The organism is Streptomyces sp. NPDC003023 (assembly GCF_042888225.1).
Lineage (GTDB): Bacteria > Actinomycetota > Actinomycetes > Streptomycetales > Streptomycetaceae > Streptomyces.
Map to the genome: position 1 here is coordinate 335,538 of NZ_JBIAPL010000007.1, position 13,237 is coordinate 348,774.

General features: G+C 70.2%; 12 protein-coding genes. 9 read left to right on the forward strand and 3 right to left on the reverse strand.

The window, feature by feature from the left end:
• Window positions 1-86: 86 nt before the first annotated feature.
• The gene (locus ACFYV1_RS24030) at window positions 87-866 is read right to left on the reverse strand and encodes a peptidylprolyl isomerase (RefSeq protein ID WP_389397587.1); all 780 of its coding nucleotides are present in this window, start codon (window positions 864-866) and stop codon (window positions 87-89) included.
• Window positions 867-1,066: 200 nt separating this feature from the next.
• Here ACFYV1_RS24030 and ACFYV1_RS24035 point away from each other — a divergent pair, with 200 nt between their 5' ends.
• The 4 genes from ACFYV1_RS24035 to ACFYV1_RS24050 all read left to right on the forward strand — a co-directional run bounded on the left by ACFYV1_RS24035 (window position 1,067) and on the right by ACFYV1_RS24050 (window position 5,381).
• Window positions 1,067-1,777 (forward strand): MBL fold metallo-hydrolase, encoded by a 711-nt coding sequence (locus ACFYV1_RS24035; protein WP_389397588.1) that lies wholly within the window; start codon window positions 1,067-1,069, stop codon window positions 1,775-1,777.
• Between the two features lie 13 nt (window positions 1,778-1,790).
• Window positions 1,791-3,053, forward strand: a complete 1,263-nt coding sequence (hisS, locus tag ACFYV1_RS24040) for a histidine--tRNA ligase (RefSeq protein ID WP_389397589.1) — start codon at window positions 1,791-1,793, stop codon at window positions 3,051-3,053.
• Window positions 3,054-3,291: 238 nt separating this feature from the next.
• Window positions 3,292-3,936 (forward strand): vitamin K epoxide reductase family protein, encoded by a 645-nt coding sequence (locus tag ACFYV1_RS24045; RefSeq protein WP_389397590.1) that lies wholly within the window; start codon window positions 3,292-3,294, stop codon window positions 3,934-3,936.
• Between the two features lie 89 nt (window positions 3,937-4,025).
• The gene (locus ACFYV1_RS24050) at window positions 4,026-5,381 is read left to right on the forward strand and encodes a replication-associated recombination protein A (protein WP_389397591.1); all 1,356 of its coding nucleotides are present in this window, start codon (window positions 4,026-4,028) and stop codon (window positions 5,379-5,381) included.
• Window positions 5,382-5,390: 9 nt separating this feature from the next.
• Here the strand turns inward: ACFYV1_RS24050 and ACFYV1_RS24055 are convergent, their stop codons facing one another.
• The gene (locus ACFYV1_RS24055; protein WP_389397592.1) at window positions 5,391-6,086 is read right to left on the reverse strand and encodes a DUF2470 domain-containing protein; all 696 of its coding nucleotides are present in this window, start codon (window positions 6,084-6,086) and stop codon (window positions 5,391-5,393) included.
• 188 nt (window positions 6,087-6,274) lie between these two features.
• On the opposite strand from ACFYV1_RS24055, the gene rpsD reads away from it, so the two are divergent.
• Window positions 6,275-6,889 (forward strand): 30S ribosomal protein S4, encoded by a 615-nt coding sequence (gene rpsD / locus ACFYV1_RS24060; RefSeq protein WP_389397593.1) that lies wholly within the window; start codon window positions 6,275-6,277, stop codon window positions 6,887-6,889.
• 49 nt (window positions 6,890-6,938) lie between these two features.
• Here the strand turns inward: rpsD and ACFYV1_RS24065 are convergent, their stop codons facing one another.
• Window positions 6,939-9,086 (reverse strand): ATP-binding protein, encoded by a 2,148-nt coding sequence (locus tag ACFYV1_RS24065; RefSeq protein ID WP_389397594.1) that lies wholly within the window; start codon window positions 9,084-9,086, stop codon window positions 6,939-6,941.
• A gap of 157 nt (window positions 9,087-9,243) precedes the next feature.
• Here ACFYV1_RS24065 and ACFYV1_RS24070 point away from each other — a divergent pair, with 157 nt between their 5' ends.
• Genes ACFYV1_RS24070 through ruvX form a run of 4 tightly spaced genes read left to right on the forward strand, consistent with a single transcriptional unit; the run spans window position 9,244 to window position 13,237 of the window.
• Entirely contained in the window at window positions 9,244-9,675 is a 432-nt protein-coding gene (locus ACFYV1_RS24070) for a DUF948 domain-containing protein (RefSeq protein WP_389397595.1), read from the forward strand.
• Between the two features lie 6 nt (window positions 9,676-9,681).
• The gene (locus ACFYV1_RS24075; protein ID WP_389397596.1) at window positions 9,682-10,083 is read left to right on the forward strand and encodes a hypothetical protein; all 402 of its coding nucleotides are present in this window, start codon (window positions 9,682-9,684) and stop codon (window positions 10,081-10,083) included.
• Window positions 10,083-12,767 (forward strand): alanine--tRNA ligase, encoded by a 2,685-nt coding sequence (gene alaS / locus ACFYV1_RS24080; RefSeq protein ID WP_389397597.1) that lies wholly within the window; start codon window positions 10,083-10,085, stop codon window positions 12,765-12,767. The genes ACFYV1_RS24075 and alaS overlap by 1 nt, the downstream gene beginning before the upstream one ends.
• Window positions 12,767-13,237, forward strand: a complete 471-nt coding sequence (ruvX, locus tag ACFYV1_RS24085) for a Holliday junction resolvase RuvX (RefSeq protein WP_389397598.1) — start codon at window positions 12,767-12,769, stop codon at window positions 13,235-13,237. The genes alaS and ruvX overlap by 1 nt, the downstream gene beginning before the upstream one ends.

Here is a 13,237-nt window from a genome sequence, read left to right on the forward strand (position 1 = left end):
GCGAGTCCAGCACGCGCTGCACAACGCCCAATCTAGGCGACCGGCCGCCCGGCTGTCCGCACTCAGCGCGGCCGAAATTGTCCGGCTCACACCTTCGTGACCGTGGCCTTCGCGACGGTGACCGGCTTCTTCGGGGGACCGTCCTGGCCGCCGCCCTCGACTCCGGCCTTCGCGACGTCCTGCACGGCCTTGAGGGTCTTGTCGTCCATGGTGCCGAACGGTGTGTAGGTGGGCGGCAGTTTGCTGTCCTTGTACACGAGGAAGAACTGGCTGCCGCCCGTGTTGGGCTGGCTGGTGTTAGCCATCGCCACCGTGCCCGCGGGGAAGGTGACCGTGCCGTCCGCGCCCGGCTTGCCGAGGCCGTCCAGGTTCTCGTCGGGGATCGTGTAGCCGGGGCCGCCGGTGCCGTCGCCCTTGGGGTCCCCGCACTGCAGCACGAAGATGCCCTGCGTGGTCAGACGGTGGCACTTCGTGTCCTTGAAGTACCCCTTGTCCGCCAGCGCCTTGAAGGAGTTGACCGTGTGCGGCGTCTTCGCGGCGTCCATCGCGATCTTGATGTCGCCCTCGTTCGTCTCGAGCGAGAACGAGTACTTCGCCTTCCGGTCGATCGCCATGGCCGGCTCGGGCGTGCTGCTCTCCGACGGGGAGGCGCTCGGCGAGGCGTCGGCCGATGCCGCGTCGTCCTTCTTGTCACCGGTGAGACCGATGGCATAGACGGCCCCGCCCGCGCAGAGCACCACGGCGACCGCGGCCGCGATGACCGAGTTGCGCACCCTGGCCTTCCGCCGCGCCTGCTCCCTGCGCTGCTGCTGGCGCTCGAACTTCTCCCGGGCGAGCTGCCGCCGCCGCTGATCGCTGCTGACCACCGGGTCGTCTCCTTGTAGGTCTCGTACGTCGACGTCGTAGGTCTCGTACGTCGTAGGTCTGGGTACGTCGCGCAGTGCTAACCGCCGAGCTTGCCCCGTACCGTATACGGGTTGGCTGTGTGATGAGCAGCGCCGGTAGGCTCTGATCTGCTGCAATCCACCGCGTCAGCTGTCCGACGACGACCGAACTGAGGACGATCGTGCTTATTGCCGGGTTCCCCGCCGGGGCCTGGGGGACCAACTGCTACCTGGTCGCCCCCGCCGCCGGCGAGGAGTGCGTGATCATCGACCCGGGCCACCAGGCCGCCGAGGGTGTCGAGGAAACGCTGAAGAAGCACCGGCTCAAGCCCGTCGCCGTCGTCCTCACCCATGGCCACATCGACCATGTGGCCTCCGTCGTCCCCGTCTGCGGCGCCCACGACGTACCCGCCTGGATCCACCCGGAGGACCGCTACATGATGAGCGACCCGGAGAAGGCCCTCGGCCGCTCCATCGGGATGCCGCTCATGGGCGAGCTCACCGTGGGCGAGCCCGACAACGTCAGGGAACTCACCGACGGCGCGGCGCTGAGCCTGGCCGGCCTCGAATTCTCCGTCTCGCACGCGCCCGGCCATACCAAGGGGTCGGTGACCTTCAGGATGCCCGAGTCGGCGGACGTTCCGTCCGTCTTCTTCTCGGGAGACCTGTTGTTCGCCGGCTCCGTCGGACGCACGGACCTGCCCGGCGGCGACATGGACGAGATGCTCGGATCGCTGGCACGGGTGTGCCTGCCTCTCGACGACTCGACCGTGGTGCTGTCCGGCCACGGCCCCCAGACGACCATCGGCCGCGAGCGTGCCACCAATCCGTATCTGCGTGAGGTGGCCGCCGGCCACGGGAGCGGTCGGCCCGCTCCCCGACGAGGAATGTGACGAGACCTTCCAAGTGAGTACCTTCCAGGCCCCCAAGGGCACGTACGACCTGCTGCCGCCGGACTCGGCGACGTACCTCGCGGTGCGCGAGGCGATCGCCGCACCGCTGAAGAAGTCCGGATACGGGTACATCGAGACGCCCGGCTTCGAGGACGTCGCCCTCTTCGCACGAGGCGTGGGCGAGTCCACCGACATCGTGACCAAGGAGATGTACACCCTCACCACCAAGGGCGGCAGCGAACTGGCGCTGCGCCCCGAGGGGACCGCCTCCGTGCTGCGCGCGGCGCTCGAGGCCAACCTGCACAAGCAGGGCGGGCTTCCCGTCAAGCTCTGGTACTCGGGCTCCTACTACCGCTACGAGCGCCCGCAGAAGGGCCGCTACCGGCACTTCTCACAGGTCGGAGCCGAGGCCATCGGCGCGGAGGACCCGGCGCTGGACGCCGAGCTGATCATCCTTGCCGACCAGGCGTACCGCTCGCTGGGGCTGCGGAACTTCCGCATCCTCCTCAACTCGCTCGGTGACCGCGTCTGCAGGCCCGTCTACCGCGAGGCGCTGCAGGCCTTCCTGCGCGACCTCGATCTCGACGAGGACACCCGCCGCCGCGTCGACATCAACCCGCTGCGCGTCCTCGACGACAAGCGCGACGCGGTGCGGAAGCAGCTGGTCGGAGCTCCGATGCTGCGCGACTACCTGTGCGACGCGTGCAAGGCGTACCACGAAGAGGTGCGAACGCTGCTGGGGTCGGCCGGTGTCTCCTTCGAGGACGACGAGAAGCTGGTGCGCGGCCTCGACTACTACACGCGCACGACGTTCGAGTTCGTCCACGACGGTCTCGGCTCGCAGTCCGCGGTGGGCGGCGGCGGCCGCTACGACGGCCTGTCCGAGATGATCGGCGGCCCGGCGCTGCCGTCCGTGGGCTGGGCGCTGGGCGTGGACCGCACCGTCCTGGCGCTGGAGGCGGAGGGCGTCGAGCTCGACATCCCGGCCGCCACCAGCGTGTACGCCGTGCCGCTGGGCGACGAGGCGCGGCGGCGGCTCTTCGGACTGGTCGTCGAACTGCGCAAGGCAGGAGTCGCGACCGACTTCTCCTACGGAGGACGAGGTCTGAAGGGCGCGATGAAGAACGCGAACCGCAGTGGCGCCCGGTACGCGATCGTCGCCGGTGAGCGGGATCTCGCCGAAGGCGTGGTCCAGCTCAAGGACATGGAGTCGGGCGAGCAGGAGCCGGTGGCGCTCACCGAGGTCGTCGAGCGGATCGGCGCGCTCCTCGCTTGATCGTGGGGCCGGACGGCGCTTGCCGTCCGGCCACCCCGCGCGGGTGGGGAGCGGTGCACAGGGCGGCACCCTTTGCCGCCCGGCGACGGACCGAGCCCCCGCATCGACGCGGGGTGCACCGCCCGCTCGAAGAACAAGCCATCCGGTCGTCACGCTTATCCACAGCGAACAGCCAACGCCCCTTCCCCTGGGGCACAATGAGCCTGCCCGACTGACCACCGAGCGACGGAACAGCGATATGACGACTGCAGCAGTTGACGGCGTGTCCTTCGGCCACGGCGCCCCCGATACCCGCCGTGTCGGCGGCAGCCGCGCGCTCGCCTGGCTGCTCGTGCTCACCGGCGCGGCCGGGGTGCTGGCCGCCTGGATCATCACCATCGACAAGTTCAAGATCCTCGAGGCGAAGGTCGCCGGGACCACCTTCACCCCCGGCTGCAGCCTCAACCCGGTTGTCTCCTGCGGCAGCATCATGGAGAGCGACCAGGCGACCGTCTTCGGCTTCCCCAACCCGATGCTCGGGCTCGTCACCTACGGGATCGTCGTCTGCGTCGGCATGAGCCTGCTGGCCGGTGCGCGCTTCTCCCGCTGGTACTGGCTGACCCTCAACGCGGGCACCCTCTTCGGTGTCGGGTTCTGCACCTGGCTGATGCAGCAGTCGCTGTACGAGATCAACGCGCTGTGCCTGTGGTGCTGTCTGGCCTGGGTCGCCACGATCCTCATGTTCTGGTACGTGACCTCGCACAACGTCCGCCACGGGCTGCTGCCGGCCCCCGCCTGGGCGCGGGGCTTCCTCGACGAGTTCACCTGGGTGCTCCCGGCCCTGCACATCGGTGTGATCGGGATGCTGGTCCTGACCCGCTGGTGGGACTTCTGGACCTCCTGACGGCGCCATGACCGTCCCGGCCGGCCCGGAGCCGGCCCCCGTCCCGGCCCCGGCCGGGAGTGTCAGTGCGCTGACATAGGCTTCACGACGTGGAGCCCGACCTTTTTACCGCCGCAGCCGAAGACCGCCAGGAGAAGGACCCGACCAGCAGCCCTCTGGCGGTCCGGATGCGTCCGCGCGTCCTGGACGAGGTGGTCGGTCAGCAGCATCTGCTCAAGCCCGGATCACCGCTGCGCCGCCTGGTGGGCGAGGGCGGGGGAGGACCGGCAGGCGTCTCGTCGGTGATCCTCTGGGGCCCGCCCGGCACCGGCAAGACCACGCTCGCCTATGTCGTCTCCAAGGCGACCAACAAGCGCTTCGTGGAGCTCTCCGCGATCACCGCGGGCGTCAAGGAGGTCCGGGCGGTGATCGAGGGCGCCAAGCGCGCCGCGGGCGGCTTCGGCAAGGAGACGGTCCTCTTCCTGGACGAGATCCACCGCTTCTCCAAGGCCCAGCAGGACTCGCTGCTGCCGGCGGTCGAGAACCGCTGGGTCACGCTGATCGCCGCCACCACGGAGAACCCGTACTTCTCGGTGATCTCACCACTGCTCTCCCGTTCGCTGCTCCTCACGCTGGAGTCCCTCACGGACGACGACGTCCGTGATCTGCTGCGCCGCGCGCTCACGGAGGAGCGCGGCCTCGGCGGTGCCGTGTCGCTCCCGAGCGAGGCGGAGGCGCACCTGCTGCGCATCGCGGGCGGCGACGCCCGCCGCGCGCTGACGGCCCTGGAGGCCGCGGCCGGCGCGGCCATCGACAAGGGTGAGAGCGACATCAGCCTGGAGACGGTGGAGGAGACCGTCGACCGGGCGGCGGTGAAGTACGACCGCGACGGCGACCAGCACTATGACGTCGCCAGCGCGCTGATCAAGTCGATCCGCGGCTCCGACGTGGACGCGGCGCTGCACTACCTCGCGCGGATGATCGAGGCGGGGGAGGACCCGCGGTTCATCGCCAGGCGGCTGATGATCTCGGCCAGCGAGGACATCGGGCTGGCCGATCCGACCGCCCTGCCCACCGCGGTGGCGGCCGCCCAGGCCGTCGCCATGATCGGTTTCCCGGAGGCCGCCCTCACCCTCAGCCACGCCACGATCGCCCTCGCGCTCGCCCCGAAGTCCAACGCGGCGACGACCGCGATCTCCGCCGCCCAGCAGGACGTGCGCAACGGCCTGGCGGGCCCGGTCCCGACGCACCTCCGCGACGGCCACTACAAGGGCGCGGCCAAGCTGGGCCACGCCCAGGGGTACGTGTACCCCCACGACGTCCCGGGCGGCATCGCCGCCCAGCAGTACGCCCCGGACGCGGTGCACGGCCGGCGGTACTACGAGCCGACGCGCTACGGCGCGGAGGCGAGGTACGCGGACGTGGTCGAGAAGGTGCGCGAGCGACTGCGCGGCGAGGAGAACTGACCGCCGCCGTCAGTGGGCCGCCGCCTCGAAAAGGGTGTGCATGGCCCTGCGCAGCCCGGTGATGTCCGCCACCGGTACGGGGAAGTCGAAGCGCGCGTCGAAGCAGCGCTCACCGGTGAACCGCACCCGCAGTCCGAACCGGTCCAGGGCCAGGGGGACCGCCCGCAGTCCCTCCGCGGCCGTTGCGCCCTGCCGCTCTCCGAGCAGGGAGCCCAGTGCCTGGAGCTGATCGCCGTGTGCGGAGTGCAGATGCTGCAGCAACTCGGTCTCGTGGGCGACGAGAGGGTCGACGGACGCGCTCGCGAACGCCTCTGGTTCCACCTGCGCCGCGCCCCACAGGTCGTCGACGCTCGCCTCCCCGACCTCCAGCCGCAGCATCATGTACCCCGGCTCCGCCGCGAGGCCGGGCGCGCTGGTCAGCCAGCCGCGGACGCGGGCCCGCCCGCGGATACGGTCGGGGACGGCGACCGGCGCGACATCGATGATCTCCAGCACGGCGGACAGTTCGTCGTCCTGCGCGTGTGTGGCGGCGCGTACGGCCGGGGAGTCGGCAGGGAAGAGCAGGTAGACCTCGCCGTCGGTGCCGACGGTCCGCGCCCGCGGGCTCAGCTGCTCGGTCCGGGAGCCCTCCAGCCCGGGGACGAGCAGCACTCCGCAGCATGTACTCTGTACGAGAGTTCGTGTGCGCTCGGCTGCTGACGGCATTCGAGTGATTTCAAGCCCGCTGGGACGCGGCTGACCATGAGCTGATCGGACCTCCGTCATCTCGATGCTCGCAGATGCATCGGCGTTGTTTGTGCTGTCCGTGATGCGCTTGGTGTTCCCAGGGCGAGACATACGATCTCCTTGAGTAAGGTGAGCCTAACCTAACCTACAACGGAGGTCTGGAGAACGTGCCTAACCAGTCGCGTCCCAAGGTCAAGAAGTCGCGTGCGCTCGGTATCGCGCTGACGCCGAAGGCTGTCAAGTACTTCGAAGCCCGCCCCTACCCGCCGGGCGAGCACGGCCGTGGCCGCAAGCAGAACTCGGACTACAAGGTCCGTCTGCTCGAGAAGCAGCGCCTTCGCGCGCAGTACGACATCAGCGAGAAGCAGATGGCCCGCGCGTACGACCGCGCCAAGAAGGCCGAGGGCAAGACCGGCGAGGCGCTGGTCATCGAGCTCGAGCGTCGCCTCGACGCCCTGGTCCTGCGTTCGGGCATCGCCCGCACCATCTACCAGGCCCGCCAGATGGTCGTCCACGGCCACATCGAGGTCAACGGTGGCAAGGTCGACAAGCCGTCGTTCCGTGTCCGTCCCGACGACGTCGTGATGGTCCGCGAGCGCTCCCGCGAGAAGCCCCTGTTCCAGGTGGCCCGTGAGGGTGGCTTCGCCGCCGACGGTGAGACCCCGCGCTACCTGCAGGTCAACCTCAAGGCCCTGGCCTTCCGCCTGGACCGTGACCCGAACCGCAAGGAAGTTCCGGTCATCTGTGACGAGCAGCTCGTCGTCGAGTACTACGCCCGCTGATCCCCGGGGCCCCTCCCGGCGTCAGCCGGGGGAGTAGCCCCACAGTGTTTCAGCAGCCCGCCGCCTCCCCGCCGTTTCCGGTGGGGGAGACGGCGGGCTCGCGCGTTTCCCGGGGCCGTACGAGCCGGGTTCCCGCCGCTCCCGGCCGCGGTCGCTCCGGCGCGGCCAGGGCGCGCCGCACCGCCTCGTCGAGCGACAGACCGCGCCCCTCTCGCAGACATGCCTCGAACCGCTCGGAGCCCAGCAGGGCGCTCGCCCGCTCCTCGCACAGGGCCCGGGGCGCGCCGAAGTGGCCGGAGCCGAACAGTGGCGGGCCCACCGCGTCCCAGACCGGGGCGGCCGCTCCCTGCAGGACCGCCGCTTCCGCCGGGTCGCCCTCGTCGGCGGTGACCAGAGCCAGCAGTTCCAGAGCGAGGACCAGTCCCACGAGGTCGTTGAAGCGGTGGCCGACCGCGATGCACTCGGTCAGCAGCTCACGCGCCCGCCCGCAGTCGTCCTCCGTCCAGGCCGCGTAGGCCAGTACGTACAGCGCGTACGCACGGACCCAGAGCTCGCCGTGGTCCTCGCAGATCCGCCGGACCTCCTCGCACAGGGCGACGGCGGCGTCCAGCCCGTCCTGGAAGACCAGTGCCATGGCGAGCTCGACACGTCCCATCAGCACATTGCTGTTGAACTCGCCCACCTCCTCGTACCGGGCGAGTGCCGAGCGCAGCAGCTCCTCGGCGCGCGGCATCTCGTCGGAGAGCAGCGCCATGCAGCCCCTGCGGTGCTCGGCGTAGGCGGCGGCGAGCCCGTTGCCGGTGAGGGCCGCCCGCTCGGCGCACTCGTGCAGCGCGCCCGCGGCAGCCGTTGTGTCGCCCTGCAGGACGGCCACGTAGCCGAGCACCCACAGTGCCTTGAGCCGGGAGCCCTCGTGCTCCGACTGCCGGGCGAGGCACCGGTCGAGCCAGTGCCTGCCCTCGGCCAGCCGGCCGCAGCCGACCCAGTGGAACCACAGGGTGCCCGCCAGGTGCAGACCCAGATGGGTCTCCTCGGGGTCCTCCAGGCAGAGTTCGAGCGCCGCCCGCATGTTGGGCAGGGCGCTGTCGGTGCAGGCGGCGATCTCCGCCTGGCGGGGGCTGAACCACTCGAGCTCGCACCAGGTGGCCAGTCCCATGTACCAGTCGCGGTGGCGCCTGCGAAGACGCCCCGTGTCGCCGATCGCCTCCAGCCAGTCGGCGCCGTACGCGCGGACCGTGTCCAGCAGGCGGTAGCGCAGACCGGCCGGTGTCTCCTCCCGGCAGACCACGGACTGCGCGACCAGTTCATGGAGCACGTCGAGGACGCTCTCGTGGGGCAGGTCGGGGCCGCTGCAGATGTATTCGGCCGCCTCCAGGTCGAACTGCCCGGCGAAGACGGAGAGCCGGGCCCATAACAGCCGTTCCTCCGGTGTGCACAGCTCATGGCTCCAGCCGACGGCCGTCCGCAGGGTCCGATGGCGGGGCAGCGCGCTCCCGCAGCCGCCGGTGAGCAGGTTGAAACGGTCACCGAGCCGTGTCAGCAACTGGTCGAGGGAGAGCGCGGGCAGGCGGCCGGCGGCGAGCTCGAGTGCCAGCGGGATGCCTTCGAGGCGTCCGCAGAGTTCTCGCACCGCACGGCGGTTCGCGTCCGTGACGCGGAAGTGCGGCAGCACGTCGGCGGCGCGGGCCGTGAAGAGCGCCGCGGCGTCGGCCTCTGTCATGGCGGCCAGCTCGAAGACCTGCTCCCCGTCGACCCGCAGCGGTCTGCGGCCCACCGCGAGCACCCGCACGCCCGGTGCCCGGCGCAGGACGTCCCGTACCAGCTCGGCGCAGTCGTCGACGAGTTGCTCGAAGCCGTCCACGACGAGCAGCAGGCCGCGGTCGGAGAGATGGTCGAGAAGGACGTCGCGGGGAGGCCTGCGGGTGTGGTCGGTGAGCCCGAGCGACTCCGCGAGGACGTGGGCGAGCAGGCCGGGATCGCGCAGCAGCGACAGTTCGCAGAGCCGTGCCCCGTCGCCGTACCGATTCTGCAGTGCCGCCGCGGCGTGGGACGCCAGGCGCGACTTGCCGACGCCGGCGGGCCCGACGACGGTGACCAGACGGGAGGTTCCGAGGGCGCCGGTGAGCGCCGTGAGCTCGTCGTCGCGTCCCACGAATCGGTTCGGTTCCGCGGGGAGACTGGGGTGGCGGCCTCGCATGGAACACGCAGCGTACTCAAGCGTGAGCTCTCCGTGCAATCGGCCGAGACGACCACCCGTTGCGCACCGCTAATGCGGTACGGCCCGCCACCGAGGGCGCGATAGGCTCGGAGGACGATTTCTCGAGTACCCGAAGACGAGCAGAGAGCGGTGCGCAGTGACCGGTGGAGAGGTTGCCGGGATTCTGGTGGCCGTCTTCTGGGCGATCTTGGTCTCCTTCCTCGCCGTGGTGCTGGTGAGGCTGGCCCAGACGCTCAGGGCGACCACCGAACTCGTGGCGGACGTGACAGAACAGGCCGTTCCCCTGCTGGCCGACGCCTCCGCGACGGTGCGCTCCGCGCAGACCCAGCTCGAACGGGTCGACGCCATCGCCAGCGACGTCCAGGAAGTCACCTCCAACGCCTCCGCGCTCTCCACGACCGTCGCCTCCACCTTCGGCGGCCCGCTCGTCAAGGTCGCGGCCTTCGGCTACGGCGTCCGCCGTGCCCTCGGCCGCAGGAGCGAGGACAAGCCGGCCGCCCCGTCACGGCGTTCCGTGATCGTCGGCCGTACCGTGCCGGGCGCCCGGCGCAGGAACCGGAAGGGCTGAGGCACCATGTTCCGCCGCACGTTCTGGTTCACCGCCGGTGCAGCAGCCGGCGTGTGGGCCACCACCAAGGTCAACCGCAAGCTCAAGCAGCTCACCCCGGAGAGCCTCGCCGCGCAGGCGGCGAACAAGGCGGTCGACGCGGGTCACCGTCTCAAGGACTTCGCGCTCGACGTCAGGTCGTCGATGGTGCAGCGCGAGGGCGAACTGGCGGAGGTGCTGGGACTGCACGCGTCGCCCGGGCGTGAGCTCCCCGTGCAGCGGGGCCGCGCCGCGATCGTGCGGGGAGAGCCCGCGCCGATCACATACCTGCACGGCAAGAAGCCGTATGACAAGCATTCGAACACCGAGCACTCGCACGGCGAAGAGCCGAGTGGCGAGCCTTCGTACAACCGGAATGAGGACCACTGATGGAGTCGGCTGAAATCCGCCGCCGCTGGCTGAGCTTCTTCGAGGAGCGCGGGCACGCCGTCGTCCCTTCGGCGTCGCTCATCGCGGACGACCCGACTCTGCTCCTGGTCCCCGCCGGCATGGTCCCCTTCAAGCCGTACTTCCTGGGTGAGGTCAAGCCGCCCGCCCCGCGCGTGACCAGCGTGCAGAAGTGCGTGCGCACGCCGGACATCGAAGAGGTCGGCAAGACCACCCGGCACGGCACGTTCTTCCAGATGTGCGGCAACTTCTCCTTCGGCGACTACTTCAAGGAAGGCGCCATCAAGCTCGCCTGGGAGCTGCTCACCAGCTCCGTGGCGGACGGTGGCTACGGCCTCGAGCCGGAGAAGCTGTGGATCACCGTCTACCAGGAGGACGACGAGGCCGAGCAGATCTGGCGCGACGTCATCGGCGTGCCCGCCGAGCGCATCCAGCGTCTGGGCATGGGCCCCAACTTCTGGTCCATGGGCGTCCCCGGCCCCTGCGGCCCCTGCTCCGAGATCAACTACGACCGCGGTCCGGAGTTCGGTGAGGAGGGCGGCCCCGCCGTCAACGACGAGCGCTACGTGGAGATCTGGAACCTGGTCTTCATGCAGTACGAGCGCGGCGCCGGCGAGGGCAAGGAGGACTTCCCGATCCTCGGCGACCTGCCGTCGAAGAACATCGACACCGGCCTCGGCCTCGAGCGTCTCGCCATGATCCTGCAGGGCGTGCAGAACATGTACGAGACCGACACCCTGCGCGTCGTCATGGACAAGGCCACCGAGCTGACCGGCGTCCGCTACGGCACCGACCACGGCTCCGACGTCTCCATGCGCGTCGTCGCCGACCACATCCGCACGTCCACGATGCTCATCGGCGACGGCGTCACCCCCGGCAACGAGGGCCGTGGCTACGTGCTGCGCCGCATCATGCGCCGCGCCATCCGCAACATGCGCCTCATGGGCGCCACCGGCCCGGTCGTCAAGGACCTCGTCGACGTCGTGATCGACACGATGGGGCAGCAGTACCCGGAGCTGATCACCGACCGCAGGCGGATCGAGACCGTCGCCCTCGCCGAGGAGGCCGCCTTCCTCAAGGCCCTCAAGAGCGGTACCAACATCCTCGACACCGCCGTCACGGAGACCAAGGCCTCCGGCGGCACCGTCCTCCCCGGTGACAAGGCGTTCCTGCTCCACGACACCTGGGGCTTCCCGATCGACCTCACCCTCGAGATGGCCGCCGAACAGGGCCTGAGCGTGGACGAGGACGGCTTCCGCCGTCTGATGAAGGAGCAGCGGGACAAGGCCAAGGCCGACGCCAAGGCCAAGAAGACCGGTCACGCCAACCTGTCCGCCTACCGCGAGGTCGCCGACAACTCGGGCAACACCGAGTTCACCGGATACGCCTCCACCGAGAGCGAGTCGACGGTCGTCGGCCTGCTCGTCGACGGCGTCTCGTCCCCGGCCGCCTCCGAGGGCGACGAGGTCGAGGTCGTCCTCGACCGGACCCCGTTCTACGCCGAGGGCGGCGGCCAGCTCGCCGACCAGGGCCGGATCAGGCTCGACTCCGGTGCCGTCATCGAGGTCCGCGACGTGCAGCAGCCGGTTCCCGGCGTCAGCGTCCACAAGGGCGTCGTCCAGGTCGGCGAGGTCACCGTGGGCTCTTCCGCCTACGCCGCCATCGACGTACGCCGCCGCCGTGCCATCGCCCGCGCCCACAGCGCCACGCACCTGACCCACCAGGCGCTGCGCGACGCCCTCGGCCCGACGGCCGCCCAGGCCGGTTCCGAGAACTCCCCGGGCCGCTTCCGCTTCGACTTCGGTTCCCCGAACGCCGTTCCCGGCACGGTCCTCACCGACGTCGAGCAGAAGATCAACGAGGTTCTCGCCCGTGAACTCGACGTCCACGCCGAGGTCATGAGCATCGACGAGGCCAAGAAGCAGGGCGCCATCGCCGAGTTCGGCGAGAAGTACGGCGAGCGGGTGCGCGTCGTGACCATCGGCGACTTCTCCAAGGAGCTGTGCGGCGGCACGCACGTCCACAACACCGCCCAGCTCGGCCTGGTGAAGCTGCTCGGAGAGTCGTCCATCGGTTCCGGCGTCCGCCGTGTCGAGGCCCTCGTCGGCGTCGACGCGTACAACTTCCTCGCCAAGGAGCACACGGTCGTCGCCCAGCTCCAGGAACTGGTCAAGGGCCGCTCCGAGGAACTGCCGGAGAAGATCGCCGCCATGCTCGGCAAGCTCAAGGACGCCGAGAAGGAGATCGAGAAGTTCCGCGCGGAGAAGGTGCTCGGTGCCGCCGCCGGTCTCGCCGAGGGAGCCAAGGACGTCCGCGGCGTCGCCCTGGTGACGGGCACCGTCCCTGACGGTACGTCCGCCGACGACCTGCGCAAGCTGGTCCTCGACGTGCGCGGCCGGCTGGACCAGTCGTCAGGGGCGGTTGACCGCCCGGCCGTCGTCGCCGTGTTCACCACGGCCAACGGCCGTCCGCTGACCGTCATCGCCACCAACGAGGCCGCCCGCGAGCGCGGGCTGAAGGCCGGTGACCTGGTCCGTACCGCCGCCAAGACGCTGGGTGGCGGCGGTGGCGGCAAGCCGGACGTCGCCCAGGGCGGCGGCCAGAACCCGGCCGCCATCGGCGACGCCGTGGCCGCCGTCGAGCGTCTCGTCGCCGAGACCGTCTGATGACCATGCGCAGAGGACGTCGGCTCGCGGTCGACGTCGGGGACGCCCGTATCGGGGTCGCCTCGTGCGACCCCGACGGGGTGCTCGCCACGCCGGTGGAGACCGTGCCGGGACGCGACGTCCCGGCCGCCCACCGGCGGCTGCGCCAACTCGTCGAGGAGTACGAGCCGATCGAGATCGTGGTCGGTCTGCCCCGCTCGCTCAACGGACGGGAGGGGCCGGCGGCGAAGAAGATCCGTAGCTTCGCCCAGACGCTCGCCCAGGGCGTCAAACCGGTACCGGTGCGACTGGTCGACGAGAGGATGACCACAGTAACGGCCACTCAGGGGCTGCGTGCTTCGGGCGTGAAGTCCAAAAAGGGCAGGTCCGTCATCGACCAAGCTGCCGCTGTGGTGATCCTCCAGAACGCTCTGGAGTCCGAACGGGCGTCAGGCAATGCCCCAGGCGAGGGCGTCGAACCGATTGTCTGA

What these genes read in the sequence shown, in the direction of transcription:
- ACFYV1_RS24045 (WP_389397590.1), top strand. Translation starts at nt 3,292, where the DNA reads ATGACGACTGCAGCAGTTGACGGCGTGTCCTTCGGCCACGGCGCCCCC.
- ACFYV1_RS24055 (WP_389397592.1), bottom strand. Translation starts at nt 6,086, where the DNA reads ATGCCGTCAGCAGCCGAGCGCACACGAACTCTCGTACAGAGTACATGC.
- ACFYV1_RS24065 (WP_389397594.1), bottom strand. Translation starts at nt 9,086, where the DNA reads ATGCGAGGCCGCCACCCCAGTCTCCCCGCGGAACCGAACCGATTCGTG.
- ACFYV1_RS24075 (WP_389397596.1), top strand. Translation starts at nt 9,682, where the DNA reads ATGTTCCGCCGCACGTTCTGGTTCACCGCCGGTGCAGCAGCCGGCGTG.
- alaS (WP_389397597.1), top strand. Translation starts at nt 10,083, where the DNA reads ATGGAGTCGGCTGAAATCCGCCGCCGCTGGCTGAGCTTCTTCGAGGAG.
- ruvX (WP_389397598.1), top strand. Translation starts at nt 12,767, where the DNA reads ATGACCATGCGCAGAGGACGTCGGCTCGCGGTCGACGTCGGGGACGCC.